At 69.6% G+C, this 26,363-nt stretch carries 24 protein-coding genes, 1 tRNA gene and 1 pseudogene; 3 read left to right on the plus strand and 23 right to left on the minus strand.

All coding sequences use genetic code 11. The annotated features are described in order from the left end of the window. Positions 1 to 32 precede the first annotated feature (32 nt). The 20 genes from AB0E24_RS01245 to AB0E24_RS01340 all read right to left on the minus strand — a co-directional run bounded on the left by AB0E24_RS01245 (position 33) and on the right by AB0E24_RS01340 (position 22,213). Entirely contained in the window at positions 33 to 848 is an 816-nt protein-coding gene (locus AB0E24_RS01245; protein ID WP_069866831.1) for a F0F1 ATP synthase subunit delta, read from the minus strand. Beyond that, on the minus strand, positions 845 to 1,405 hold the full coding sequence (locus AB0E24_RS01250; RefSeq protein ID WP_069866833.1) for a F0F1 ATP synthase subunit B: 561 nt from the start codon (positions 1,403 to 1,405) through the stop codon (positions 845 to 847). The genes AB0E24_RS01245 and AB0E24_RS01250 overlap by 4 nt, the downstream gene beginning before the upstream one ends. Before the next feature lie 38 nt (positions 1,406 to 1,443). Further along, positions 1,444 to 1,686 carry an ATP synthase F0 subunit C gene (gene atpE, locus AB0E24_RS01255; RefSeq protein WP_069866835.1) on the minus strand — a complete coding sequence of 81 codons (243 nt, stop codon included), beginning with the start codon at positions 1,684 to 1,686 and terminating at the stop codon, positions 1,444 to 1,446. Positions 1,687 to 1,763: 77 nt separating this feature from the next. After that, positions 1,764 to 2,573, minus strand: coding sequence for a F0F1 ATP synthase subunit A (atpB, locus tag AB0E24_RS01260; protein WP_069866837.1), 810 nt, complete (start codon positions 2,571 to 2,573; stop codon positions 1,764 to 1,766). 264 nt (positions 2,574 to 2,837) lie between these two features. Continuing rightward, a complete protein-coding gene (locus AB0E24_RS01265) occupies positions 2,838 to 3,293 on the minus strand; it encodes a Cg1360 family ATP-synthase-associated protein (RefSeq protein WP_069866839.1) in 456 nt (151 codons plus the stop codon). Between the two features lie 292 nt (positions 3,294 to 3,585). Next, on the minus strand, positions 3,586 to 5,007 hold the full coding sequence (locus tag AB0E24_RS01270; RefSeq protein ID WP_099014974.1) for an MraY family glycosyltransferase: 1,422 nt from the start codon (positions 5,005 to 5,007) through the stop codon (positions 3,586 to 3,588). A 63-nt stretch (positions 5,008 to 5,070) separates the two neighbouring features. Then, entirely contained in the window at positions 5,071 to 6,360 is a 1,290-nt protein-coding gene (gene glyA / locus AB0E24_RS01275; RefSeq protein ID WP_359374239.1) for a serine hydroxymethyltransferase, read from the minus strand. Positions 6,361 to 6,512: 152 nt separating this feature from the next. Then, positions 6,513 to 7,172, minus strand: coding sequence for an arsenate reductase/protein-tyrosine-phosphatase family protein (locus AB0E24_RS01280; RefSeq protein ID WP_069866846.1), 660 nt, complete (start codon positions 7,170 to 7,172; stop codon positions 6,513 to 6,515). After that, entirely contained in the window at positions 7,169 to 7,816 is a 648-nt protein-coding gene (locus AB0E24_RS01285; protein ID WP_069866848.1) for an L-threonylcarbamoyladenylate synthase, read from the minus strand. The genes AB0E24_RS01280 and AB0E24_RS01285 overlap by 4 nt, the downstream gene beginning before the upstream one ends. A gap of 49 nt (positions 7,817 to 7,865) precedes the next feature. Beyond that, on the minus strand, positions 7,866 to 8,711 hold the full coding sequence (gene prmC, locus AB0E24_RS01290) for a peptide chain release factor N(5)-glutamine methyltransferase (protein ID WP_069866849.1): 846 nt from the start codon (positions 8,709 to 8,711) through the stop codon (positions 7,866 to 7,868). Positions 8,712 to 8,766: 55 nt separating this feature from the next. Further along, positions 8,767 to 9,837, minus strand: a complete 1,071-nt coding sequence (gene prfA, locus AB0E24_RS01295) for a peptide chain release factor 1 (protein WP_069866850.1) — start codon at positions 9,835 to 9,837, stop codon at positions 8,767 to 8,769. Between the two features lie 127 nt (positions 9,838 to 9,964). After that, positions 9,965 to 10,189, minus strand: a complete 225-nt coding sequence (gene rpmE / locus AB0E24_RS01300) for a 50S ribosomal protein L31 (protein ID WP_020868416.1) — start codon at positions 10,187 to 10,189, stop codon at positions 9,965 to 9,967. A gap of 167 nt (positions 10,190 to 10,356) precedes the next feature. Then, a complete protein-coding gene (locus tag AB0E24_RS01305) occupies positions 10,357 to 11,481 on the minus strand; it encodes an LCP family protein (RefSeq protein WP_232637859.1) in 1,125 nt (374 codons plus the stop codon). Positions 11,482 to 11,836: 355 nt separating this feature from the next. Beyond that, the gene (gene rho, locus AB0E24_RS01310) at positions 11,837 to 13,969 is read right to left on the minus strand and encodes a transcription termination factor Rho (protein ID WP_069866852.1); all 2,133 of its coding nucleotides are present in this window, start codon (positions 13,967 to 13,969) and stop codon (positions 11,837 to 11,839) included. 396 nt (positions 13,970 to 14,365) lie between these two features. After that, entirely contained in the window at positions 14,366 to 15,280 is a 915-nt protein-coding gene (gene thrB, locus AB0E24_RS01315; RefSeq protein WP_069866853.1) for a homoserine kinase, read from the minus strand. A 759-nt stretch (positions 15,281 to 16,039) separates the two neighbouring features. Next, a complete protein-coding gene (gene thrC / locus AB0E24_RS01320) occupies positions 16,040 to 17,158 on the minus strand; it encodes a threonine synthase (protein ID WP_232639758.1) in 1,119 nt (372 codons plus the stop codon). A 144-nt stretch (positions 17,159 to 17,302) separates the two neighbouring features. Next, a complete protein-coding gene (locus AB0E24_RS01325) occupies positions 17,303 to 18,595 on the minus strand; it encodes a homoserine dehydrogenase (RefSeq protein ID WP_079259005.1) in 1,293 nt (430 codons plus the stop codon). A 342-nt stretch (positions 18,596 to 18,937) separates the two neighbouring features. Then, positions 18,938 to 20,329, minus strand: coding sequence for a diaminopimelate decarboxylase (gene lysA / locus AB0E24_RS01330; protein WP_093701936.1), 1,392 nt, complete (start codon positions 20,327 to 20,329; stop codon positions 18,938 to 18,940). Between the two features lie 26 nt (positions 20,330 to 20,355). Beyond that, on the minus strand, positions 20,356 to 21,402 hold the full coding sequence (nrtL, locus tag AB0E24_RS01335; RefSeq protein ID WP_359374250.1) for an ArgS-related anticodon-binding protein NrtL: 1,047 nt from the start codon (positions 21,400 to 21,402) through the stop codon (positions 20,356 to 20,358). 379 nt (positions 21,403 to 21,781) lie between these two features. After that, on the minus strand, positions 21,782 to 22,213 hold the full coding sequence (locus tag AB0E24_RS01340) for a response regulator (protein ID WP_231981292.1): 432 nt from the start codon (positions 22,211 to 22,213) through the stop codon (positions 21,782 to 21,784). A 224-nt stretch (positions 22,214 to 22,437) separates the two neighbouring features. Between AB0E24_RS01340 and AB0E24_RS01345 the strand changes: the two genes are divergently transcribed. Continuing rightward, positions 22,438 to 22,509, plus strand: a tRNA-Arg gene (locus AB0E24_RS01345). Between the two features lie 272 nt (positions 22,510 to 22,781). Further along, positions 22,782 to 23,387, plus strand: a complete 606-nt coding sequence (locus tag AB0E24_RS01350) for a hypothetical protein (protein ID WP_359374254.1) — start codon at positions 22,782 to 22,784, stop codon at positions 23,385 to 23,387. A 69-nt stretch (positions 23,388 to 23,456) separates the two neighbouring features. On the opposite strand, the pseudogene AB0E24_RS01355 reads toward AB0E24_RS01350, so the two are convergent. Continuing rightward, positions 23,457 to 23,888: pseudogene (locus AB0E24_RS01355) on the minus strand (recombinase family protein); the annotation flags it as partial. Here AB0E24_RS01355 and AB0E24_RS01360 point away from each other — a divergent pair. Beyond that, the gene (locus tag AB0E24_RS01360) at positions 23,853 to 24,125 is read left to right on the plus strand and encodes a hypothetical protein (protein WP_359374256.1); all 273 of its coding nucleotides are present in this window, start codon (positions 23,853 to 23,855) and stop codon (positions 24,123 to 24,125) included. The pseudogene AB0E24_RS01355 and the gene AB0E24_RS01360 overlap by 36 nt on opposite strands. Before the next feature lie 364 nt (positions 24,126 to 24,489). Here AB0E24_RS01360 and AB0E24_RS01365 read toward each other — a convergent pair whose 3' ends face one another. Beyond that, complete coding sequence (locus AB0E24_RS01365; protein WP_359374258.1) at positions 24,490 to 24,750, minus strand: hypothetical protein; 261 nt, start codon at positions 24,748 to 24,750, stop codon at positions 24,490 to 24,492. A gap of 1,198 nt (positions 24,751 to 25,948) precedes the next feature. Then, entirely contained in the window at positions 25,949 to 26,293 is a 345-nt protein-coding gene (locus AB0E24_RS01370) for an ATP-binding protein (protein WP_359374261.1), read from the minus strand. Positions 26,294 to 26,363: the final 70 nt, after the last annotated feature.

Genomic DNA, 26,363 nt, shown 5'->3' on the forward strand with positions numbered 1-26,363 from the left:
CCGCTTACATGCTTGTTGAGTTGGTGGCTGTGTCAGCCGGCCATCCGCCGGGTCGCCTCTTCGAGGCGGTCCGCGATGGTCCCGTTGATGACCTCGTCGCCGATGCGCACCGAGATCCCGCCGAGGACCGCCGGGTCCACGTCGAGATTGAGGTGCATCTTCCGTCCGTACAGCTTCCCCAGTGCCTCACCGAGCCGCTGCTTCTGCCGGTCGCTGAGCGGCACCGCCGAGGTGACGACCGCGACCGTACGGTCCCGGCGCGCCGCCGCCAGCTTGGACAGCTCGTCGAGACCCGCCTCCAGGCTACGACCCCGCGGATGGGTCACCAGGCGGATCACCAGCCGCTCGGTCACCCGGTCGGCCCGGCCGCCGAGCAGCTCGCGGACCAGCCCGGCCTTGGCGGAGACGCTCGCCCGCCGGTCGGTGAGCGCGCCCCGGAGCTCGGCCGAGGAGGAGACGATCCGGCCGAACCGGAACACCTCGTCCTCGACGTTGTCGAGGGTGCCCGCCCGCTCGGCCGCCACCAGGTCGGCCGCGTCGGCCAGCTCCTCGATCGAGTCCACCAGGTCACGCGAGCGCGACCAGCGGGAACGGACCAGGCCGGAGATCAGGTCGATGGTCTCCCCGCCGACCTGCCCGCCCAGCACCCGCGCGGCCAGCCCGGCCTTGGCCTCGCCGGGCTGCGCCGGGTCGGTGAGGACCCGGCGCAGCGAGACCTCGCGGTCGAGCAGCGCGGTGACGGCGGCCAGCTCATCGGCGAGCTTCGTCGCGTCGACGGCGGTGTTGTCCGTCAGGGCGTCGAAGCTCTCGCGCGCGGCTGCCAGTGCCTCCCGGCTCGCTCCGTTCATCGGCCGGCCTCTGCCTTCGAGCCGTCGGCCGCCTTTGTCTCGAGCTCGTCGAGGAACCGGTCGATGGTGCGGCTCTGCCGGGCCACGTCCTCGAGCGACTCACCGACGATGCGGCCGGCCAGGTCGGTGGCGAGCCTGCCCACGTCCTGGCGCAGGGTCTGAGCGGCCTGCTTGCGATCGGCCTCGATCTGGGAGTGACCGGCAGCGATGATCTCCTCACGCTGCCGCTGGCCCTCTGCGCGCATCTCGGCGATGAGCGCGGCGCCCTGCTCCTGCGCCTCCTGGCGCAGCCGCGCGGCCTCGTGACGGGCGTCGGCGAGCTGGGCTCGGTAGTCCTCGAGGACCTGCTGGGCTTCGGCCTGAGTGGCCTCGGCCTTCTCCATGCCGCCTTCGATCGCCTCGCGGCGCTCCTCCAGAACCCGGTTGATGTTCGGGAGGAGCTTCTTGGCGAGGAAGAAGAAGACGATGGCAAAGGCGATCAGGCCGATGACCAGCTCCGGGATCGGCGGGATGAGGGGGTTCTCCTCCTCAGCCGCCACCTGTACCAGGGCGTTCACATCAGTGCCTTCCGTCTGTCGTGGTTAAAGCGGCCCGTTCAGGACCTGAAAAGGAAGCCCATGACGATACCGATCAGCGCGAGCGCCTCACAGAAAGCGAAGCCCATGATCTGGTTGGCGCGGATCAGGCCGGCGGCCTCGGGCTGACGGGCCAGGGCCTGGGTGCCGTTACCGAAGATGATGCCGACGCCGACGCCGGGGCCGATGGCGGCGAGACCGTAACCGATCGAACCGAGGTTGCCGGTGATGCCGTCGGCGGCGAGGGTCTGGAGAGCGGACATGCCGGTTCTTCCTTTGCGTTTCATGGGCCGGTGGGGGTTGGCCACCGGACGTCTGTTGGTCTGGGAAGCAGGTGTGCTCAGTGGTGCTCGGCGAGCGCGCCCTGAACGTAGTTGCAGGCCAAGAGCACGAAGACGTACGCCTGGACAGCCTGGATGAAGAGCTCGAAGGCGGTCAGCAGAATCGTCATCACGAAGGACGCGCCCGCGTAGGCGATCCCGATGCCGTTCAGCAGGTACCAGGTGCCGATGGTGAACATCAGCAGCAGCAGGTGGCCGGCGAACATGTTGGCGAAGAGCCGGACCGCGTGGGTGAAGGGCCGGATGATCACGTTCGAGAAGAACTCGATCACGACGATCATCGGCAGGATCGCGCCGAGCTGCTTGTCATAGCCGGTGATGTTCTTCCAGCCGCCGACGAAGCCGTGCTTCTTGAACGTCAGGTACATCCACAGGATGTAGACGATCGCGGCGAGACCGGCCGGGAAGGCGATGATCGACGTCACCGGGAACTGGGCGACCGGGATGATCGACCACAGGTTCATGATCCACACAAAGAAGAACAGGGCGACCATGAAGGGGACGTACTTCTCGCCCTCCTTCTTCCCGAGAGCCTCGTAGACCAGCCCGCGGCGTACGAAGTCGTACCCCGCCTCGCCGACCATCTGGAGCTTGCCCGGGACCACCTTGGCCCGCCCGAAGGCGGCCCAGAAGAACCAGACGATGGCGACGGTGCCCAGCAGAGCGAGCAGCATCGGCTTGTTGAAGTCGAACCCGCCCACCGAGAAGAGCGGCTCGAACTTGAACGAATGAAGTCCGGGTGCCGGGAAGCCGCACCCGTCGAAGATGTGGCAGTTCGTCTCGAAGGCGAGCGTCTGGTCAGAACTCACCGCGAGCTCCTTCAGCGTGGCGCATGGGTACGGCAACCTCGTTGTGTCGGCGCGGCGCACGGCCACGGAACGGCACTGGACTGGTCTTGCGAATGTGGGGGCGGCTGATCGGCGCATGGCCGAGTGGTATGTCGGGCATCAGCTGCATGGGCCGCCGACTCCATCCCGTGGATTCCGGGAGTTCGGCTACCTGCGCCCGCTGTGCCTCAGATGGCACCGGACGATAGCAGGTGAGCGCACATGCTCTTATCCCGGCCCTACTTCTCACGGCGCGGACCCGGCGGGAGCGGACTTCTTCGCCCCCCCGGGCTTGCGTTCGTCCTCGGCTTCCGGATCCACATAAAGGATCTTGGCCTTCATATGAGCGCGGGTCTGTGCGCCGACCCACACCAGCGTCGCGGCGAGCAGCGCGAGCGCGAAAGCCTTGACATTGAACAGCGTCGTGTTCTGGAACACCGCGAGGACGACAGCCACCAGCAGGAACTCGGTGATGAAGAGCAACATGCCCATGGCCTGGAACAGATGCGGGAGGTGCTTGGCGGTTCGCTCCAGCACGATCAACCCCGAAGCCATCACCACCATGGCGACGAATGTGCCGAAGCCCGCACCGATCGCTCCCTTGCCACCTGCGAGCACAGAACTGACAGCGACCGCGACCACACCGGCGACGGCTGTGGGCACGGCGCAACTCAGGAGCGTTCTGGCGTCGTTGGACTGCATGAAGGGTTTCTCCGGCAAGAGTCGGAAGCAACGATTCGTCGTGGACGAGCGTATCCCCGGGGACAGAGGAGACCTCACGACGAAGAGCCATCGCCCTACGGCCCCTCGGGTCTAAGCACCGGGTTTAGTGAACGGTATCACAAACTATTTGATGAGGTCTTTACCCACCAGATGTGCTGCACGTCACACGGGAGAGTTATGCGGTGTGTACCGTGCTGACGCCGTCCTGTGATCTTCAGCGCCCTTCCCGACCGGCATCTCCCGGCGTTTTCTGGGGGAATTACCAGGGGGATTACCGGGGTGATCCGATCCTGCGGCGATGGATGAAACGGGACCGGTCGCCGATCGCGGTGGCGCCGTTCACAGCGCCGTTCGCCCCGTTGTCCGCTCCGCCGTTCATCCCCGGGCCCACCGGATCGGGCGCGATCATCTCCGGCTCCGAGGCCGCGGACCCCGCGCCGGCCGTGGCCGCCACGGGCTCGGCGGGAGCCTCGGCCGGCCTCCCGGCGCCCTGCTCGGCCCGGCCGATCCGGTTGGCGCGGCGGTAGCGAGGTGGAACGAACGCCTCCGCCCAGCGCGGCACCCGCGGGGTGAACCGCGGCAGCAGCAACAGCACCAGCCCGACCCCGCTCAGCGCGACGATGGCGAGCACGAACCACACACCCGCCGAGTTCACCGAGTAGGCCACGGCGCCGAAGGCGATCAGCGCCGACCAGAAGTACATGATCAGGACGGCCCGGCTGTGCGAGTGGCCGATCTCCAGCAGCCGGTGGTGCAGATGGCCACGGTCGGCGGCGAACGGCGACTGGCCCCGCCAGGTGCGCCGGACGATGGCCAGCACCAGGTCGGCGAAGGGCACCGCGATGACGGTCAGCGGCAGCAACAGCGGGATGTAGACCGGGACGGTGGCGTGCACCGCGGCCTGCTCCGACCCCTCGAACAGCTTCATCGCGTCCGGGTCGACCTGGCCGGTGATGGAGATGGCGCCCGCCGCCAGCACCAGCCCGATCAGCATCGAGCCCGAGTCGCCCATGAAGATCCGCGCGGGGTGCGCGTTATGCGGCAGGAAGCCCAGGCACATCCCCATGAGGACGGCGGCGAACAGGGTGGCGGGCGCGGCCGCCTCCAGGCCGTAGCCGTACCAGATGCGGTACGCGTACATGAAGAACGCGGCCGCGGCGATGCACACCATCCCGGACGCCAAACCATCGAGCCCGTCGACGAAGTTGACCGCGTTGATGGTGATGACGACCAGGGCGACGGTGAGCAGCGTGCCCTGCCAGGGGGTCAGCGAGACCGGCCCCACACCGGGCACCGGAAGCCACAGGATGGTCAGACCCTGGAGCACCATCACACCGGCGGCGATCATCTGGCCGCCGAGCTTGATCAGCGCGTCCACGCCCCACTTGTCGTCCAGCACGCCGAGCAGCCAGATCAGCCCGGCGCCGGACAGCAGCGCCCGTGGCTCGTTGGACAGCTCGAAGACGTCCTTGAGATTGGTGAGGTGGGCCGCGACCAGCAGCCCCGCGCACAGCCCGCCGAACATGGCGATGCCACCGAGCCGCGGCGTGGGCTCGCGATGCACATCACGGGCACGGATCTCTGGCATCGCACCGGCCGCGATGGCGAATTTCCGCACCGGCCCGGTCAGCAGATAAGTGACCGCGGCCGTGATGCACAGAGTCAGCAGGTATTCACGCACAGGCTGCCCCAGAGGTATCGCTGGCCATCACAGCCCCACACCCTATGCGTGTCGGACGCCTCGCGGTGAACGTACTTACAGACGTCCTACACCTTCGGATGGTTGCATGATTCGACCCTCGTCCGGATAGGGCGGAAATCTCCCGGCCAGTTCCGCCACCTTTTCCCGTACCACGCCCTCGTCCCGCAACACGGTTCCCATGAGGGCGGCTATCCGCTCCATTTCCGGAGCTCCCATTCCCTGGGTGGTCACCGCGGCGGTGCCCAGCCGCAGCCCCTTCACGCATCCCCGGGGGTCCGTGGCGGACGCCAGGGCGCAGGTGTCCAGGATGATTCCGGCGGCCGCGCAACGGCCCTTCGCGGTGCGCCCTTCCAGGCCCAGCGGGGCCGTGTCGGCGGTGATCATATGGGTGTCGGTGCCGCCCGTGGTCACCGCGAGACCCTCCGCGACCAGGGCGTCCGCGAGCATCCGGGCATTGGCCACCACCCGCCGCGCATAGGCGGTGTAGGCGGGCGCCGCGGCCTCGCCGAAGGCCACCGCCTTGGCCGCGACGGAGTGCATCTGGGCGCCGCCCTGGGTGAACGGGAACACCGCCCGGTCGACCCGCTCGGCGAGCTCCGCACCGCACAGCAGCATTCCGCCGCGCGGCCCGCGCAGCACTTTGTGTGTCGTTGCGCACACCACATCCGCGTACGGCACCGGAGAGGGCGCCGCCTTCCCCGCGACCAGACCGATCGAATGGGCGGCGTCGGCGATGAGATACGCGCCCACCTCGTCGGCCACGGCACGGAAGGCGGCGTAGTCCAGGTGGCGCGGGTAGGAGATCGAACCGCAGACGATCGCCTTCGGCCGGTGGGCGTGGGCGAGCTCGCGGAGCTGCTCGTAGTCGATCAGACCGGTCGCCGGATCGACGCCGTAGCCGATGAAGTCGAACCAGCGGCCGGAGAAATTGGCGGGTGAGCCATGGGTGAGGTGGCCGCCGTGCGGCAGCGCCATCGCCAGCACCGTGTCCCCGGGCCGCAGCAGCGCGGCGTAGGCGGCCAGCACCGCCGAGGACCCCGAATGCGGCTGCACATTGGCGTGCTCGGCGCCGAACAGCGCCTTCGCCCGGTCCTGGGCCACCCGCTCGGCGATGTCCACGATCTCGCAGCCGCCGTGGTGGCGGGCGCCTGGATACCCCTCGGCGTACTTGTTGGCCAGCGGCGAGGCCAGGGCCGCCAGTACGGCCGGCGAGGCGAAGTTCTCGGCCGCGATCAGCTGAAGTCCGCCGGAGACGCGGTCGATCTCGCTCAGGATGATCCCCGCCAGCTCCGGGTCCTGGCGGGTGAGCGCTCCGAAATCGGGGCCCCAGGGGGTGACGGCCATGGCGTGCTCACAGCCTCGGGAAGGGACAACAGGGGACGAAGAGGGGCACAGACAGACATAAGTGGTCACCCCCAATGTAGGCCCCACACGGCCTCCGGGCGCGCCGTGCGGCCCGGAAAACCCCATGGTGAGCCCCTGGGACCGCCGAGGGGCTACGCGGGCGCGGGAACGCCCGTCAGCGCCGTGACGACCGGGTCCAGGGCCTGGTTGATCTCGTCCCCGATGGAACGGAAGAAGGTGATGGGCGCCCCGTACGGATCGTGCACCTCGTCCGCGTCCTCGTTGGGCGCCAGCAGCCAGCCGCGCAGCGCGGCCGCCGCCTGGACCAGGGCGCGGGCGCGCTCGACCACGCCGCCCGCCTCCTCCGGGTCGGGCAGGGTCGCGGGGTCTATGGCCCGCACCAGCCGGGTGAACTCCTTGAGCGTGAAGGTGCGCAGCCCCGCCGAATGCCCCATCGAGATGACCTGGGCCCGGTGGTCGCGGGTGGCGGTCAGCACCAGGTCGGCGCGGATGACGTGCTCGTCCAGCAGCTCACGGCCGAGGAAGCCCGCCGGGTCGGCGCCGAAGTCGGTCAGGACCGTCGCGGCGTGCGCCTCCATGGGCGCGCCCTCATGGCCCCAGGTGCCGGCGCTCTCCACGATCAGACCGCGGGTGCGGGCGCTTCCGAGGCGGTGCGCGAGGGCGTGCCGGGTCAGCCGCTCGGTGATCGGCGAGCGGCACACATTGCCGGTGCTGACGTGGAGGATGCGGAAGGTGGCCTCGGCGTTCTTCTCACGGTGTTCCGCTATGCCACGCCCCTCAGGGGCTGTCAATTCGCCACCTCGAGGTCGGGTACGACCTCCCGGAGCTGCTCGGCGGTGAGCGCGCCCGCCCGGAGCAGCACCGGCACCTTGCCGGTGACGTCGACGATCGAGGAGGGCACGGCGGCCGGGGTCGGCCCGCCGTCGAGGTACACCGAGACGGAGTCCCCCAGCATGTCCTGGGCGGCGTCGCAGTCCTGCGGGGAGGGGTGGCCGGTCAGATTGGCGCTGGAGACCGCCATCGGGCCGAAGTCCGTGAGCAGCTCGATCGCGACCGGGTGCAGCGGCATCCGGATCGCGACGGTGCCCCGGGTCTCCCCCAGGTCCCAGGTGAGCGAGGGCTGGTGCCGGGCGATGAGGGTGAGGGCGCCGGGCCAGAAGGCGTCCACCAGTTCCCAGGCCATCTCGGAGAAGTCGGTGACCAGTCCGTGCAGGGTGTTCGGGGAGCCGACCAGCACCGGGGTGGGCATGTTGCGGCCGCGGCCCTTGGCCTCCAGCAGATCGCCGACCGCCTCGGCGTTGAAGGCGTCCGCGCCGATCCCGTAGACGGTGTCGGTGGGCAGCACGACCAGTTCGCCGCGGCGGACGGCGGAGGCGGCCTCGCGCAGGCCGGTCTTGCGGTCGGTCGCGTCCCCGCAGTCGTATCGCCGTGCCATCTTTAACGGACCTCCTCGTACGTGGCCAATGTGTGGTGCGGTGCCGCCGTCACGGCATGGCCTTCCGCGCGGTGGCGAACCGGGGCCGGTTGTTCAGGTCGGGATGGTCGGCGGCGTCCGCCCAGCCACGCTCCTCCGTGAAGATCCACGGCACCTGGCCGCCCTGGGTGTCTGCGTGTTCGATGACCACCACGCCCCCGGGGCGCAGCAGCCGGTGGGCGGTGCGCTCCAGGCCACGGATCACATCGAGGCCGTCCTCACCGGAGAAGAGCGCGAGCTGGGGGTCGTGGTCGCGGGCCTCCGGCGCGACGTACTCCCACTCGGTCAGCGGGATGTACGGCGGGTTGCTGATGACGAGGTCCACCTGCCCGTCGAGCTCGCGCAGGGCCGTCAACGCGTCCGCGTGATGGAGAACGACGCGGGACCCCTCGACGTTCTTGCGGGCCCAGCGCAGGGCGCCCTCGTCCAGCTCCACGGCGTGCACCCGGGAGCGCGGCACCTCCTGGGCGAGCGCCAGGGCGATGGCCCCGGAACCGGAGCACAGATCGACGATGAGCGGTTCCACGACGTCCATGGCGCGGACCGCGTCTATCGCCCAGCCGACCACCGACTCGGTCTCCGGCCGGGGCACGAAGACCCCCGGTCCGACCTGGAGCTCCAGATAGCGGAAGAAGGCGCGCCCGGTGATGTGCTGAAGGGGCTCACGGGCCTCACGTCGGGCCACCGCCTCCCAGTAGCGGGCGTCGAAGTCGGCGTCGGGCACGCCGTGCAGCTCTCCCCGCTTGACGCCGTGCACAAAGGCGGCGAGCTCTTCCGCGTCGAAGCGCGGAGAGGGCACGCCCGCGTCGGCCAGCCGCTGAGTGGCCTGCGCCACCTCGGCGAGCAGCACGTTCACTGAATTCCTCCAGCTGGTCCGGACAAGGGCACGAAGCGTTCGAGAGGTACGGGGCTCAGCCCGCGGCCGCCAGCTTGGCGGCCGCGTCGGCGTCGACGCACGCCTGGATGACCGGATCGAGTTCGCCGTCGAGCACTTGGTCCAAGTTGTACGCCTTGAAACCGACCCGATGGTCCGAGATCCGGTTTTCCGGGAAGTTGTACGTGCGGATGCGCTCGGACCGGTCGACGGTGCGGACCTGGCTGCGGCGCGCGTCCGACGCCTCCCGCTCGGCCTCCTCCTGGGCCGCGGCCAGCAGCCGCGAGCGCAGGATGCGCAGCGCCTGCTCCTTGTTCTGGAGCTGGCTCTTCTCGTTCTGGCAGGAGACCACGATGCCGGTGGGCAGGTGGGTGATGCGCACCGCGGAGTCGGTGGTGTTGACCGACTGGCCGCCGGGGCCGGAGGAGCGGTAGACGTCGATCCGCAGATCGTTCGGGCCGATCTCGACCTCGACCTCCTCGGCCTCGGGCGTGACCAGCACACCGGCCGCGGAGGTGTGGATACGGCCCTGGGACTCGGTGGCGGGCACCCGCTGCACCCGGTGCACCCCGCCCTCGTACTTCAGCCGGGCCCAGACGCCCTGGCCGGGCTCGCCGGTGCCCCTGGTCTTGACCGCGACCTGAACGTCCTTGTAGCCGCCGAGGTCGGACTCGTTGGCGTCGAGGATCTCGGTCTTCCAGCCGACCCGCTCGGCGTACCGCAGATACATCCGCAGCAGATCGCCGGCGAACAGCGCGGACTCCTCGCCGCCCTCCCCGGCCTTGACCTCGAGGATGACGTCCTTGTCGTCGCTGGGGTCGCGGGGGACGAGCAGCAGCCGGAGCCGGTCGGTCAGCTCCTCGCGGCTCAGCTCGAGCTCCTTGACCTCGTCCACGAAGTCGGGGTCGTCCTGGGCCAGCTCCCGGGCGGTCTCGATGTCCTCCCCGGCCTGCTTCCAGGCGCGGTAGGCGGTGATCACCGGGGTCAGCTCGGCGTAACGCTTGTTGAGCCGCCGTGCCTCCCGCTGGTCGGCGTGGACCGCGGGGTCGGCGAGTCGCTTCTCGAGGTCGGCGTGTTCGCCGATGAGTTCCTCGACCGCCTCGAACATCGGAGGGCTCCCTGAGTGGTCTGCTGGGTGGCGTTGCGGAAGAAGTGCCGGGAGGGCCGGTGACGACAAAACGCCGGTCCGGTCGCCCCAGGGGAGGGACGACCGAAGACCGGCGCCGAGCGGGTCGCTACTTCTTGGCGGACCCGGCGTTCTTGCCGAAGCGGGCCTCGAACCGCGCCACACGGCCACCGGTGTCGAGGATCTTCTGCTTGCCCGTGTAGAACGGGTGGCACTCGGAGCAGATGTCGGCGCGGATGGCGCCGCCGCTCACGGTGCTACGGGTGGTGAAGGACGCGCCACAGGTGCAGCTGACCTGCGTCTCGACGTACTCCGGGTGGATCTCGCGCTTCAAGGGAATCTCCTAGGTTCGGGAGGGTACCGGGTCGACGGGCGGGTTGCCTGTCGTGAACCGGGACCGACGATCCAGTTTGCCAGTACTGGCCGCATCCCCCAAAACCGGGGTACGGGCCGGGATATTCCCGGCCCTCCCCCGGCGCCGCTCGACACCCTCCCCCGGCGCTACTCGACGACCTTGCCCGCGCTGGTGGCGTCGCCCGCGGAGCCCTTGGTCGCGGAGGCGGGGACCGGCTGGTCGTGGCTGAGCGCGGTCCATATCAGCTGGGCCTTGCGCTCCATCGGCAGCACCCGGGCCGGGTTCTGCGGGTCGTACTCGACCGGCAGCGTGGTCATCTTCATGTTGCCCGAGCCGATGCCCTTGAGGGATTCGGCGAAGCCCTTCAGCTTGCTCACAGAGGCCAGTTCGGAGTCGGTGGTGAGCGCCTTGGTGGAGGTGTCCGCGAGGTCGTAGAGCTTCTTCGGGTTGCCGAACACATCGACGTGCTTGATCTGGTCCAGCAGCGCCTTGACGAACGCCTGCTGGAGCTTGATCCGGCCCAGGTCGCTGCCGTCGCCCACCCCGTGCCGGGTGCGCACCAGGCCCAGGGACTGCTCCCCGTTCAGCGTGTGCGGTCCCGCCTCGAGGTCGAGGTGGCTCTTCGGGTCGTGGATCGGGGCGGTGGTGGTGATGTCGACGCCGCCGAGGTCGTTTATCAACTGCTTGAAACCGGAGAAGTCGACCTCGAGGAAGTGGTCCATGCGTATGCCGGTCATGGACTCGATGGTCTTGATGGTGCAGGCCGGGCCGCCGGCCTCGTAGGCGCTGTTGAACATGGCCGCCCGCACGGCCGGCGTCTGCTGCCCGTCCTTGGTGGTGCAGGAGGGCCGCTGTATCAGGGTGTCGCGCGGGATGCTGATGACGCTGGCCTTCTTATGGCCCTTGTAGACGTGGACGATCATCGCCGTGTCGGAGCGGGAGGTGCCCTCGTCCGTGCCGTACTCCGCGTTCTTGCCGGCCCGGGAGTCGGAGCCGAGGACGAGGATGTCCATCGAGCCGTTGTCGACGTTCTCGGGGCGGTTGGCGCCGAGGGCCGCGTTGACGTCGACGCCGGTGAGGTTGCCGTTCAGCTTGTAGTAGAGGTAGCCGAGTCCGGCGCCGCCCAGCACCAGCACGGCGGCCAGCGTCCACACCGTGTAGAGCACGGCCCTGCGGCGTGTGCTGGGCCGCTTGCGGCGGCGGCCGGCCGTCGCCCCGCGGGCGCGGCGGTGGCCCGGGGTCACCGGTGCGTTGCTGCTGTCCTCGGCCATGTGCTCCTCAGTCCTGTTTGTTGCCCCGAGTACCCCCTGCCGTCACGGTCAGGCGTGGCGTCGCGGATTCGCGCTGGAGTCAGCCTGGGTTCCGGCCCGTATTCCGACCTGACAGATGGAAGGCCGTGCGCCAGGGTTGCATACGCACGGTGGCCGTTTTTCGGGCGGGCGGCCCGGCGTTCCGTTCGTCCCCTTCGTCCGCCTTACCGCTCTGACCTGCCCTTTCGCGGGCGATAACATGATCAAAGCCGGTCCGGGGCCCGGTTTTTCGCTGTGACCCACCTCTCATGGAACGCGCCGAGGCCCCCCGCGATGCGGGGGGCCTCGGCCACGGTCCGTTCCGGCGGATGTCCGCTCAGTCGCCGTTGTTGCCCGGAGTGGGCGTGGTCTTGGCGATCTGCATCAGGAACTCGGCGTTCGACTTCGTCTGCTTCATCTTGTCCAGCAGCAGCTCGATGGCCTGCTGGGAGTCGAGCGCGTGCAGCACCCGGCGGAGCTTCCAGACGATGTTCAGCTCCTCCGGCGCCAGCAGGATCTCCTCCTTGCGGGTGCTGGACGGGTCGACGTCCACCGCCGGGAAGATGCGCTTGTCGGCGAGCTTCCGGTCCAGCTTGAGCTCCATGTTGCCGGTGCCCTTGAACTCCTCGAAGATCACCTCGTCCATGCGCGAGCCGGTCTCGACCAGCGCGGTGGCCAGGATGGTCAGCGAGCCGCCGTCCTCGATGTTGCGCGCGGCGCCGAAGAACTTCTTCGGCGGGTAGAGCGCGGTCGAGTCGACACCACCGGACAGGATGCGGCCGGAGGCCGGCGCCGCCAGGTTGTAGGCGCGGCCCAGGCGGGTGATCGAGTCCAGCAGGACGACCACGTCATGGCCCAGCTCGACCAGGCGCTTGGCCCGCTCGATCGCCAGCTCCGCGACGGTGGTGTGGTCCTCGGCCGGGCGGTCGAAGGTCGAGGAGATGACCTCGCCCTTGACCGACCGCTGCATGTCGGTGACCTCTTCCGGCCGCTCGTCGACGAGGACGACCATCAGATGGCACTCGGGGCTGTTGCGGGTGATCGCGTTGGCGATCGCCTGCATGATCATGGTCTTACCGGTCTTCGGCGGGGCCACGATCAGACCGCGCTGCCCCTTGCCGATCGGCGCGACCAGGTCGATGATCCGGGTCGTCAGCCCGCCGGCCTCGGTCTCGAGGCGCAGCCGGTCCTGCGGGTAAAGCGGCGTCAGCTTTCCGAACTCCGGCCGCCCGCGCCCGGTTTCGGGCGCCATGCCGTTGACCGAGTCCAGCCGCACCAGCGCGTTGAACTTCTCGCGGCGCTCGCCCTCGCGGGGCTGGCGCACCGCGCCGGTGACGTGGTCGCCCTTGCGCAGACCGTTCTTGCGGACCTGGGCGAGCGAGACATAGACGTCGTTCGGGCCCGGGAGGTAGCCGGAGGTGCGGATGAACGCGTAGTTGTCGAGGATGTCGAGGATGCCCGCGACGGGGATCAGCACATCGTCCTCGGACACCTGCGGCTCATTGCCGAAGTCGTCGCGGCCACGGCGGCCACGGCGGTCGCGGTAGCGGCCGCGGCGCCCGCGGCGCCCGCCGTCGAAGTCGTCGTCGCTCTCCTCGGCGCGCTGCTGGCCCTGGCCGCGCCCGTCGCGCTGCTGACGGCCGCCGCCCTGCTGGCCGTCCTCGCCCTTGCCACGGCGGTCACCGCGGTCGCGGTCGCCACGGTCGCGCTGACGCTCCCGGCGGTCGCCCTTCTGGCCGCGCTCCTGGCGGTCACCGCTCCTGGCGCCCTTGCCCTCGGCGGTGTCGACGGCGGCCTCGGCCTTGCCGTCGCCCTTGGGCTCGGTCCTGGTCTCGGTCTTGGCGGAGACGTCGGTACGCGCTTCCGCCTTGGTCTCGACAGCGGTGGCCGTGCCCCCGGAATCGGGGCTGGTGGCGGGCGCGGTGGCGCGACGGCGGCGGCGCTCACCGGCCGGCTGCTCATCGCCGGCGGGCTCACCGGGCTGGCCGGGGATCTCGATCTGCTGCTGGGCGACGGCCTTCTCCTCGGCGTCGGCCTTGTCGGCCTTCTCCGCCTTCCCGGCGGACTTCGAGGACTTGGCGCTGCCGGTCTTCTCCTCGCCGTCGTCGCCCGTACGGGCCCGGGAGGTGGTGCGGCGCTTCGGCTTGGTCACCCCCTCCGCGGCGGACGGGGTGCTCTCGGAGCCCTGGGCGGAGCCGGAGCCCGCGGCCTGCTTCTCCTTGATGACCTCGATCAGCTGGCCTTTGCGCATCCGCGCGGTGCCCCTGATGCCAAGGCTCGAGGCGAGCTGCTGGAGCTCGGCCAGGACCATGGCGTCGAGGCCGGTGCCCGAGCGGCGTCGCCGCGGGGCAGCGCCCGTGGCAGCACCGGTGGCGGGCGCGGGAGCGTCCGTGGCGGGCGCGTTGTTGCCGACACCGCTGTCGGAGGTGCCGGAGGCGTTCACGCCCATCAGATCGGTGGTGTCGCTCACGAAGGGTCCTTCCCTGGAGCGGGCGTCGGCCTGTCTGGCTCGGCGACCGGTTGTGCTGTCCGGCTGTGGTCCTTCCGTTATGGACCGGGCCGGGGCGGTGGTCCGCCGGGTAGGCGGAGAGATTCATGGTTCCGACGCGACGGAGGGTTCAGAAGAATCCGCCACGCCGATTCCGGAGCGTGCTCGATACTGCTCAGGCAGGCTGCTCAGGCAGTGTGGGAGGCTCCCGGAAGAAGGGTGGTCCCGGATGGGGACACCGAGCACCTCGCCTCCGAGTACATCCAAGAGGCATCCAGTGCAGACTTGAGGTTAACACTACCGGATCCAACAAACATTCCCCCTCTCCAAGACCGGCTATCGAGTTTTTCCCGGGTCCGGGGCGCCCCGGACCAGGTGTCAGTTGAGCGGCAGGACGCTCGCCCCCCCGGCGTCGAGAGCCAGCCGGTTGGCCGCCCACCCCTCGCCCGCCAGTCGTGCGACCTTGTCGGCCGCACCGTCCTCGACCAGCGCGAGCACCGTGGGGCCCGCGCCGGAGATGACCGCGGGGACGCCGTCCGCCCGCAGTCGGTTCACCAGATTCACGCTCTCCCGCATCGCCGGAGCGCGGTATTCCTGGTGCAGCCGGTCCTCCGTCGCCGCGAGCAGCAGCTCGGGACGCCTGGTCAGGGCCTCGACGAGCAGTGCGGCCCGGCCCGCGTTGACCGCCGCGTCCACATGCGGGACGGTGCGCGGCAGCAGGCCGCGGGCGGTCTCGGTGAGCACCGGCCGACCAGGGACGAAGACCACCGGAACGATGGAATCCGCAGGGTCCATCCTGATCGCCCGGGCGGACCCCGCGTCGGTCCAGGCGAGGGTGAAACCGCCGAGCAGACAGGCGGCGACATTGTCGGGGTGGCCCTCGATCTCGGTGGCCAGCTCCAGCATCGCCTCGTTGTCGAGCCGCTCGGCGCCACCTATGGTCACCGCGCGCGCTGCGACGATCCCGGCGCAGATGGCGGCGGAGGAGGAGCCCAGGCCCCGGCCGTGCGGAATGCGGTTCGCGCAGACCAGCTCGAGACCGCGGGGCTGTCCGCCCAGCAGGTCGAAGGCGGTGCGCAGGGACCGTACGAGCAGATGCTTCTCGTCACGCGGCAGCGTCTCCGCGCCCTCACCGGCGATGTCGACGTGCAGACCGGAGTCGGCCACCCGGACCACCACGTCGTCGTAGAGGCCCAGGGCCAGACCGAGGGCGTCGAAGCCAGGACCGAGGTTGGCGCTCGAGGCGGGGACGCGCACTCGGACGGCGGCGGCGCGGAACGCTGGACCGGCCATCGCTCGATGACTCTCCTTGTGGTTACGTGCGATTGCTCGAAGAGGTACGGAACACCGCGAGGGCCGCGACAAGTACGGCGACGCCGCGCAGAGGCGAGCGCTCTGCGTCGGGGCGGATTCAGTACAGCCTATCGAAGGAAGGTTCTGTGGCGACATAGGGCGCACGGGAGGCGCACGATGCGTGTCGCGCTCCCTGCCATCGTCCGCGACCACTGTACTGGAGCGTTCCGCGCGCCCTCGTGCTCCTCTGCCACCGCTTGAGCGGATCTTTAGATGAAACCCCGGAAGGGGGCCCGCCGGGTGCGCCGAGGCCCGGTGATCCGGGGCCTACGGCCCGCTGAAACCCTCGCCGAAACTCCGTCGGAACTTCGTCGGAACTCCGGCCGAAACGCCCGTCACAGCAGGTCGGCGGCGCCGAACCGGATGGGGGCGCACTCTGCCGGAACGGCTCGCTCCGAGCCGGGGCGCACGGTGCCGGAACGGGCCGATCCGAGCCGGAGCACTCGGTGCCGGATCGGCCCGGAACAGCTCGCTCCGGGCCGATCCGGGCCGGGCCGCGCCGAATCGGAGCGGCCCGGTCCGCGTCTCGCGTCGCGTCGCGCGTCGTGTGGTGCGGTGCGTGCCGTGGCCGCGGCGTGCGGTGGCCGCGTCGCGCGTCGTCGTGGCGTGCCGCGGCCGCGTCGTAGTCGCGGCCGCGCCGCGCGGGTGGTCGCGGCGGGCCGGGTGGTCGCGGCGGGCGGGTGGTCGCGTCGCGCCGTATCAGCCCAGCCCGAGCCGTACGGCCGCGGCGTCCGCGTCCACCGGGACCACGACCGGCTGCGGCGCGCCCGCCACCGCCCAGTCCGGGTCCTTGAGGCCGTTTCCGGTCACCGTGCAGACGATGCGCTGGCCCGGGTCGACCAGCCCCTGCTCGGCGGCCTTCAGCAGACCCGCCACGCTCGCGGCGGAGGCGGGCTCCACGAAAACGCCCTCCTGCGCGGCGAGCAGCCGGTAGGCGGCGAGGATCTGACGGTCGGTCACCTCGTCGATCAGACCTCCGGACTCGTCGCGCGCCTGCTCGGCGAAGGCCCACGAGGCGGGGTTGCCGATGCGGATGGCAGTGGCGATGGTGCTCGGCTCCTTGACCGGCTCACCGCGCACGATCGGCGCCGCGCCGGACGCCTGGAAGCCCCACATCCGGGGCGTACGGGAGGCGTGCGGCCCGCTGTCGGCGAACGGCGCCGCGTACTCCTTGTAGCCCTTCCAGTAGGCCGTGATGTTGCCCGCGTTGCCGACCGGAAGCACATGGATGTCGGGCGCGTCCCCGAGCATGTCCACGATCTCGAAGGCGGCGGTCTTCTGGCCCTCGATACGGGCCGGGTTGACCGAATTGACCAGCGCCACCGGGTACTTCTCCGACAGCCCGCGAGCCAGCGTCAGGCAGTCGTCGAAGTTGCCGTCGACCTGGAGGATCTTCGCGCCGTGGACGAGGGCCTGGCCCATCTTGCCCAGCGCGATCTTGCCCTGCGGTACCAGCACCGCGCAGACCATCCCAGCCCGTACGGCGTACGCCGCCGCCGAGGCCGAGGTGTTGCCGGTGGAGGCGCAGATGACGGCCTTGGCGCCGGCCTCCTTGGCCGCGCTGATGGCCATCGTCATCCCGCGGTCCTTGAACGACCCGGTGGGGTTGGCGCCCTCGACCTTGAGGTGGACCTCGCAGCCGGTGCGCTCGGAGAGCACCTGCGCGGGAACCAGCGGCGTACCGCCCTCGCGCAGGGTGACGACGGGCGTCGCCTCGCTGACCGGGAGACGGTCGCGGTACTCCTCGATGATGCCCCGCCAGCCGTGCCACTGGCGGGTGCCGGACATTCGAGGCCCGGCGTCGGCGATTGCGTTCATGATTTCCCTTACTCTCCGCTCACCCTCTGTTCGGCCTCAGCCCGACCACTGCCCGGCCTCCATCCGCCCTCGACCACTCGTCCTCGGCGTCCCCGGCTGCTCTCGACATCGGCTACCCGCACCATCGGCTGCTCGCAACATCGGCTACTCGCCCTCGACCCGCATGATGCTCGCGACATCGCGGACGGTGTCGAGCCGACGGAGCGCCTCCACGGTCGACGTCAGCGCGGCGTCGCTCGCGCGGTGGGTCACGACGACCAGGGACGCCTCGCCGTCCTTCCCCTGCTGGCGGACGGTATCGATGGACACGCCATGCTCGGCGAAGACCGTGGCGACCTGTGCGAGAACTCCCGGTTTGTCGGCGACGTCCAGGCTGATGTGGTATCGAGTGACCACATCGCCCATCGGGCTCACCGGAAGCCGGCTGTAGGCGGACTCCCCGGGTCCGGTGGCGCCCGCCAGCTTGTTGCGGCAGGCGGCCACGAGGTCGCCGAGGACGGCCGAGGCGGTCGGCGAACCGCCCGCCCCCGGGCCGTAGAACATCAGCTGCCCCGCGGCGTCGGCCTCCACGAAGACCGCGTTGTACGCCTCGCGCACGGAGGCCAGGGGGTGGCTCAGCGGAATCATCGCCGGATGCACCCGCGCGGTGACCGACCGGCCGTCCGCGGCCCGCTCACAGATCGCGAGCAGCTTGACGGTGCAGCCCATCCGCTTGGCGGAGGCGATATCGGCGGCGGTCACCTCCGTGATGCCCTCGCGGTGCACATCGTCGAGGGTGACCCGGGTGTGGAAGGCGATCCCGGCGAGGATCGCGGCCTTCGCCGCCGCGTCGAAGCCCTCGACGTCGGCGGTCGGGTCGGCCTCGGCGTAGCCCAGGGCGGTGGCTTCGTCCAGCGCCTCGCTGTAGCCGGCGCCGCTGGAGTCCATCCGGTCGAGGATGAAGTTGGTGGTGCCGTTGACGATGCCGAGGACGCGGTTGACCTTGTCGCCCGCGAGCGACTCGCGCAGCGGCCGCACCAGCGGGATCGCCCCCGCGACCGCGGCCTCGTAGTAGAGGTCCGCACGGCGCTGCTCGGCCGCGGCGTGCAGTGCCGCGCCGTCCTGGGCGACCAGCGCCTTGTTGGCGGACACCACGCTCGCGCCGTGGTCGAAGGCGGTGGTGATGAGGGTGCGGGCGGGCTCGATCCCGCCGATGACCTCGACCACCACATCGATGTCCCCGCGTTTGACCAGGGCCGTGGCATCGGTGGTCACCAGCTCGGCCGGCACCCCCTCCCGGACCCGGCCGGGCCGCCGCACGGCGATCCCGGCCAGCTCGACCGGGGCGCCGATGCGCGCCGCGAGGTCGTCCGCATGCGTCGTCATGATGCGCGCCACCTCTGAGCCGACCACTCCACAGCCCAGCAGCGCCACTTTCAGCGGACGCGTACGCATCATCCGACCTCGTTTCTCATCCATCGCGTTAATGCATCGGCGCGTTAGTGCACCAGTCTCATGCACCGGAAGGGATTTTCCGTCCCAGGTCCAGTATCCGAGATCCATTTCTCGCTAGCCGATTGCCGTCGGCGGGGTGCGGCTGGGGGCTCCGACCGGCGGGTTCTCGTCGGCGGGAACCCGCCGACGGCTTCCCGCCGACCGGTCCGGGCCGACGGACTCCCACTGACAGCAACCCTCCGGCAGGCTCCCGCCGACCGATCCTCGCAAGGCAGCATGCCGACCGATCCTCGCCAACCGGCATGGCGACCGGTCCTCGCTAACCGACATGCCGACCGATCCTCGCTAACCGACATCGAGCCGCAGCAGATCCTCCTCCGTCTCACGCCGGACGATCTCGCGCGCCTGCCCGTCCCGTACGGAGACGACGGGCGGGCGGAGCGCGTGGTTGTAGTTGCTCGCCATCGAGCGGCAGTACGCGCCGGTGGCGGGAACGGCGATCAGATCGCCGGGCGCCAGATCGGCGGGCAGGAAGGCGTCCCGTACGACGATGTCGCCGGACTCGCAGTGCTTGCCGACGACGCGGGAGAGCATCGGCTCGGCGGTGGAGGCGCGGGAGACCAGCGCCACGGAGTACTCCGCGTCGTAGAGCGCGGTACGGATGTTGTCGGACATCCCGCCGTCGACGCTGACGTACGTCCGCAGCCCCGGGAGCTCCTTGACCGTGCCCACCTCGTAGAGCGTGAACGCGGTCGGCCCGACGATCGCCCGCCCCGGCTCGACCGACAGCCGCGGCACGGCGAGCCCGGCGACGTCGCACTCACGGTGGACGATGTCGCGCAGCGCCTTGGCGATCTCGTGAGGCTCGCGGGGGTCGTCCTCCGAGGTGTACGCGATGCCGAGGCCACCGCCGAGGTCGATCTCGGGCAGTTCGACACCGTGCTCGTCCCGGATCTCCTTCAGCAGCCCGACGACGCGGTGGGCGGCCACCTCGAAGCCCGAGGTGTCGAAGATCTGCGACCCGATGTGCGAGTGGATCCCGATGAGCTCGAGCCCGTCCAGCTTGAGCGCCCGCCGCACGGCCTCGGCGGCCTGCCCGCCCGCGAGCGGAATGCCGAACTTCTGGTCCTCGTGGGCGGTCGCGATGAACTCGTGCGTATGGGCCTCGACACCGACGGTGACCCGGATCTGCACCCGCTGGCGCTTACCGAGCCGAGTGGCGATATGCGCGACCCGCACGATCTCCTGGAACGAGTCGAGCACGATCCGCCCGATGCCCGCCGCGACGGCCCGCTCGATCTCGCCGGTGGACTTGTTGTTCCCGTGCAGCGCGATCCGCTCGGCGGGCATCCCCGCGGCGAGCGCGGTGGCCAGCTCCCCGGCGGAGCACACGTCGAGGTTGAGCCCCTCCTCGTTCAGCCAGCGCACCACGGCGCGGGAGAGGAACGCCTTCCCGGCGTAGAACACGTCGGCATCCTCCCCGAAAGCCTCCCGCCAGGCCCGGCAGCGGGCCCGGAAGTCGGCCTCGTCGAGGAAGTAGCCGGGGGTCCCGAACTCCTCGGCGAGCGTCTTGACGTCGATCCCGCCGACGGTGACGGCCCCGTCGGCGTTCCGGGCGACCGTACGGGACCACACGCGCGGATCGAGCTGATTGAGATCGGCGGGCGGCGCGGCGTAGTGCCCCTCGGGAAGGACATCGGCGTGACGGGGCCCGGCGGGGTGGGCGGAACGGCTCATGCTGTCTCTGCTGTCTCTCTCGGGTCTTACAGATGATCGGGTGCGCTGATGCCGAGTAGGTGCAGGCCGCCGGCGAGCACCGCCCCGGTGGCGTCGGCAAGGGCCGGCCGGGCACGGTGGACGGCCGGGGGTTTGGACTGGCGGGAGGACTGGCGGGAGGACTGGAGCCGGTCATGGGACAGGTCCTGGAAGAGGTCCTGGAGCAGCTCCTGGAACCGGAAGAAGGCATCAGCGACGGCGACGAGATGCCGAGCGAGCCGATCGGGCGCACGGTGCCTGGCGGCGGCCTCGATGGTGCGGGGATGATCGGCGAGAAGAGCGAGGAGGCCGATCTCGGCAGGGTGGTCGTACGCCGCCCCGGACTCGGGCTGGGGCTCAGGTGCGAGGCCGAGCTGGCCGGCGTTCCGCATCAGGGCGCGGGTACGGGCATGGGCGTACCGAACCCGGAAGAGGGGGTTGTCCTCGCGCTGCGAGAGAAGCCGGGAAGGGTCGAGATCGGGCAGATCGTGCCCGGCGGGCCGAAGCAGCGCCCAGCGGGCGGCGTCGGGCCCGAGGCGGGTGAGCAGATCGCGGCCGGAGAGCGGAGAAGGCCGAACGACAGGCCCATGACCTGGGACAACGACTCCCCCGGCGGCGGCGACAAGCCCCCGCACCACATGAGCGACAAGCGCGGCACGCACCTCATCACTGGCCCCGAGCGGAACGGACACCCCGGCGAGCGAATCGCCGTGCCCGTAGCGAAGCCCATCGGAAACCACGGTCCGAACAAGCTCACCATGGGACCCGGCATCAAGGGTGATGTTGAGAAACCCGGGGGCGGCGATGTCGACACGGGCGATCCCGGGCGTACGGAGAAGCCGCCGCCGCAGAACCTCAGCGATAACGAGCGCGTCCCCCTCGCCCCTCTCGCCCCTGGCCAACAGCAGGGCGACATTGGTCGCGTAATCCCCACACCCGGACCGAGGCGGAGTCCGCACCTTCACCCGCTCCGGCACGGCAACGCACAGCTCGTCGTCCTCAACGGCACGACGCACGGTGTGCAGCACAGTGCGGGAGAGCTGGGCGGGAGTCACGGGACCAGCGTATGGGAGGAGGGGGGTACGAAAGCGAACCGGTTTCGCCCTTCGGACGACCACGGACGACACACGCCCGAAGCGAAGGCAGAGCCCCCGAAAGGAAACCCAAAGGAGACCCGGCCCCCGAACAAACCCGAAACCCAAAACAGCGCCCCAGACCAGAACCGAGAGGAACACCCTCCAGTCCAGACCCGACGGAAAGAGGCCCGAGGGCCGGACGCGGAGGAACGAGGCCCCAGACCAGAACCGACGGAAAGAGACCCGGGACCGGACCCTGGAGGGAAGAAGTCCCAGACCGGTCCCGGAAGAAGGAGGCCAGAGGCCCCAGACCAGAACCGGAGAAAACAACCCGCCGGGGCCGGGCCGGGGCCCACCACTACCCGGTGGGCCCCACAACCGGCTCGGCATCACCAGGCGCCGCCGCACCGGCCGCCCCCTGCCTCATCAGCCTCCGTACGAGCTCGACAAGATCGGCGGGCTCGAAGGGTTTCGCGAGGAAGGCATCAACGCCCAGCGCCTTCCCGCTGTCCATCTCATACTGCGTACACGCACTGATGATCGCGACGGGCACATGACACGTACGAGCATCAGCACGCAACCTCGACGCCGTATGCAGCCCATCGAGTCTGGGCATCACAACATCGAGAGTGATCACATCGGGCCGCACCTGGTGAACGATCTCCAGGCACTCGGCACCATCGGCCGCGGTCACGACCTCGAAGCCCTCCAGCTCGAGGTTGACCCTGATCAGCTGCCGGATGACCTTGTTGTCGTCGACGACAAGGACCCGGCCGGACAAGCCAGGCACATCCTGAAGAGTAGGCGGGCAGCCGCGGCTGCGTCCGGGTTTTCCCCACTTCCGCCCCGTGCGAGGGACCTTTCCCCAAGACCCCTGCGCCCCGACCTCCACATGCGGTATACACCCCTCCGCTCCCGCCCCACCCACCCCGCCCACCTGCCCCCGATAAGCGTTCATGACCACCCTGATCGAGCTGGTAAGGTTCTACCCGTCGCCGCAAACAGCAACGACAAGCCCCCGTAGCTCAGGGGATAGAGCAACGGCCTCCGGAGCCGTGTGCGCAGGTTCGAATCCTGCCGGGGGCACTCAGGGGATGGGAATGAACGCGACGGTTATGCCGCGTTTGTCCGCCCCGGGTGTCATAATCGGGTGCCAGCACTTCGGTGCGGGCGCCCGATTTTTTGTTCCATGGGTCCAGCTCACGGGTGACGGCCACCAGTCCGTCAAGCAGATGCCCCGGAGCCGTCACCCGTAGCGTCACTTCTTCGCGGGGCCGGCTGTAGCGGACCTCTAGCCCGAAAGCGTCGTAGAGCCGCCGCTGGAGCTCCTCCGGAACCAGGGCAAGATCGATATCGAGGTGCGGGAGCGCGTCCAGCAGGGCAGCGCTGTCGACAGAACGCACCTCCGGCTTGGGAACTTCCAGACAGGCCAGCTGCTCGGCGAGCTTCGTGCGTCGCGTGCCCAAGGTGGCGTGCTCCCGGCGGATCGCGTCGCGAAACTCCTTCTCCTGTTCCGGGTCGGTCCCGCTGGCCCGCTCATCATCACCAAACCCATCGGCGAGAGTGCGGATGAGCCGGGCCTGACGCTCACCGATGGCCTTAATGGCCTGCTCCAGCGCGGCGCGTTCCTTCGCGGTTCGGTCGCCGGGCCCGTCCGCGACACGAGCGGCTTCAAGTGCGGCTTTGAGGTGGGTGCGCCGGTCGGGGCCGAAGACGTGTGTGGCGAAGAAGCGGGAGACGGGTGTGATCAAGAACTCTTCCCGAACCCACAGGCTCTTGGGATGGTCACGGAACCAGGACCTGTCCCGATGCTCGTTCGGGTCGACCTGGCAGGCGTAGTACGAGATCCGGTGGCGGTTCTTGCCGAACATACGTCGGTCGCAGATCTCGCAGACGACGTACGACCGCAGGACATAGGAACGCCGGGTCGCCGGGTGGGAGTTGCGACCGGGTGTCGTCCGTGACCCCTGGCGCTTCCGCGCCATGGTGGAAGCCACGTCGAACAGCTCTTTGGAGACAAGAGGCTCGTGGGTGGGCCGCGGGGACCACACCCAGTCCTTGGGGTCGTTGTAGCAGCCGCCTTTCGTCGTCGCGCGGCGGTTCCAGACCTGATAGCCGGTGTACTTGGGATTGCGCAGGATCTCTCGCACGGCCGACCCGCTCCAGCGATGGAGGGCCATGTCGGGGCGAGTGGGCTCTGGGGGCGGGTACGCCACAGGATCCAGGTTCAGGCGGTCGGCGATGGCGTCGTATCCGAGTTTGTCCAGTCCGCGGAGCTGGAAGATGTAGGTGACGGCCGGGGCCCGGCACGCGTCCGGGACGAGCCGGTGCTTGGTACGGCCCTCGGCCCGACGGGCCGGGACGGGATGCGGGACCTTTTCCGCGCGATAGCCGTAAGGCGGCTTGCCCACATTCCAACCCTGCGAGACGTGCTCAATGAAGCCGTCCCACGACAGCTCCAGCATCTGCAGCACGTACCACTCGGAGACCGCCTGCTTGACGCGCCGCGTGAGCGTGGGCGTGGCGCGCTTGGCACGCGGGCCGGTGACGATCGGCTCATCGGCGGCACACAGGGCCACCCCGGCCTGCTCCAGCTCATACTCGATCTTCGTGCCGAAGTAGGTCCGGCGCGCGACGCGTTCAATGGACTCGCAGATAACTGCGGCGAAACGGCGGTCGGGCCGCTGCGCCTCATCAAGTAGATCGGCCACACTGCCATCGCGGGGAATAGGATTCTGGAACTGCTGGTACGCAAGGGAATTGCCCCGCTCACGCAATTCCTTACGGCCGGATTCAACATCGTAGAAATGCGCGACAATCACCCAGCCGGGCGGGAGCGCGGCTCTCGCGTTACGCAACTGCCGTGGCAGCGACAGCGTGGGGTCCTGGGCGTCTTCCGTAGAAGTCCGGCCGAGCCAAGCCACCGGGACGGTCACCGGAAACGCCGAGACGTCCGGAACACCGGCCGTGGACCAGGGGCGGCCGGCTACGGGCTGCGCCCAGGGCCGAGTGCTGGGCGGGTTGCCATGCATACGCTGTCTCTCTCCCAGGGTTCAGGCGGGAGGCTCAGACGCGACCACTCTTCGGGGCACTGTGACCGGCGTACAGCCACTCCAGCACCTCACGAATCGCGGCCCCTTGGCGCTGGGCCAGCGCCTGAGCCTCGCCACCATCGACGACGACGTACTCCACGACCGTCCGCAGCTCCTCTGAAGTGCGCGTTTCAGCGTTGCCGCGACCGGTCGACGTCCATGGACGCTCCGACTCGATGGTGTCGTCAAGGCCGCGATCTTGCGTGTCGGAAGATGGCCGTGAGCGCTGATTCACGACCGCTCTCCAGCCGTCCGTTGCCGTACGTGGACGGCCACCCGCGCACCCAGAACTCCATCTCTGTCAGGACAGCCTGACCCGAGCCACTGCCGAGCCTGTGCTCCCCAGCCCCTCGCTGGAACAGGTGCAGCACCGGGCTGTGGCGACGGTTGCCAGCCCAGTGCCGGGCAGGGGACGCCTCGGCGGCGGGTATCGCGGACGTTCTTCATCTGGAACCCCCAGGCGTGGTGCCGAGTTCGACAGTGGCGGCCATCTGGCACTGACATGATCAATAGAGATTCCAGGAGTGGATCTTTGCCACCGCCAGGGAGCGGGTCCGCTCCCCACTGCACCTCAGGCACACGCACCTGAGGCGCGAGCGCACCCCGCACCCGAGCCACCACCGACCCAGTACCGGTCCACCTCGGCGGTACGGACGCACACAGGAGCAGGTGTTCCAAGATCCTCGGGCGCGCTCCCCCACACCGGGTGCACAACCGCGACCACCGCGAGGCACGGGGTACACCCCGAGAGCACCGCTCCCGCTCCGTTCCCCGACCGCTCCCGCCGCCCAAACCCCGCGGCATCGGCCGCCAGGACACCCGAACCCGGCCCCGCCGACCACACACACCGGCGCGGGCGCACAGCTCCTCGCTCGCACCCCAGGAGCCGCCCCGGAGGAGCACCCCGCTCCCCAGGCGCGAGGGGCTCCTGACCCGCACCCCACCAACCCGCCACGGGCCCCGCACAGAACCCATGCTGTGCATGAATCCCGCAAGGAGAAGGCATCACACAGCTCGATAGCCGGGCGAGCAGCAACAGGCATATACCGCCCACGCCCAGCCGCGCTGACCAGGTAGATCGGGATGCTTTGCTGTACCGATATACAGTCGCCCCCGCTAACGGCTGGCTCATCTACCGCCTGGCCTGCGGTGATGCCCCGCGCGGGGGCGTCGCATCCAAGGACGGCCCCGGACACGCCGACGGAAACGACGGGGGAAACGACGGGGGAAACGCCAGCGGGCCACAGTCGGTCAGCCCACTCGCCGATGCCTCAACCGCGCACGTCATTCCCAGACCGAGTCCTCCCCACTGGCGGGCAAAGGCAAGGCGATCCGTGCTGCCTTCGCGCCCCGCGACCGGCGAAACCCCCAGGCTCCGCTGGCCAGTTCATGCACGATATGCAAGCAACGCTTCCAGACCACCACCCCGGCTCTTACAGCCCAAACAGAGCACTCGCCGCAAAGGACAGGATCTCGAGAATCCTCGGATCGTGATCCACTACTTCACAGATGACATGCGACGCCGTGCACCGCAGCCGCAGCTCATACGGCCCCACCGCGTGCTCGACGGCATTCGCCACCAACTCCGATAGGGCCAGCACGGCATCGATCACCGCCTCGCCGTCATACCCCAGACCACTCAGGGCATACCTCAAAACCACCCGGCACGAGCCGAAGCCCCCAGTTCCCCACCGCGCCAGCGCCACAACACAACCGGTGCGCCGTCCAGCATGCTCGGCGAACTCATCGCTGCCCGCTCCGAACCCTGTGGCGCCCACGCCAGACATGGCGATGTCGGCCCCTACCAGGTCCCACGACAGCCCACATCCCGGGCAGCACGAGCGTCCC

The sequence above is a fragment of the Streptomyces malaysiensis subsp. malaysiensis genome, assembly GCF_040653035.1.
Taxonomy (GTDB): domain Bacteria; phylum Actinomycetota; class Actinomycetes; order Streptomycetales; family Streptomycetaceae; genus Streptomyces; species Streptomyces malaysiensis.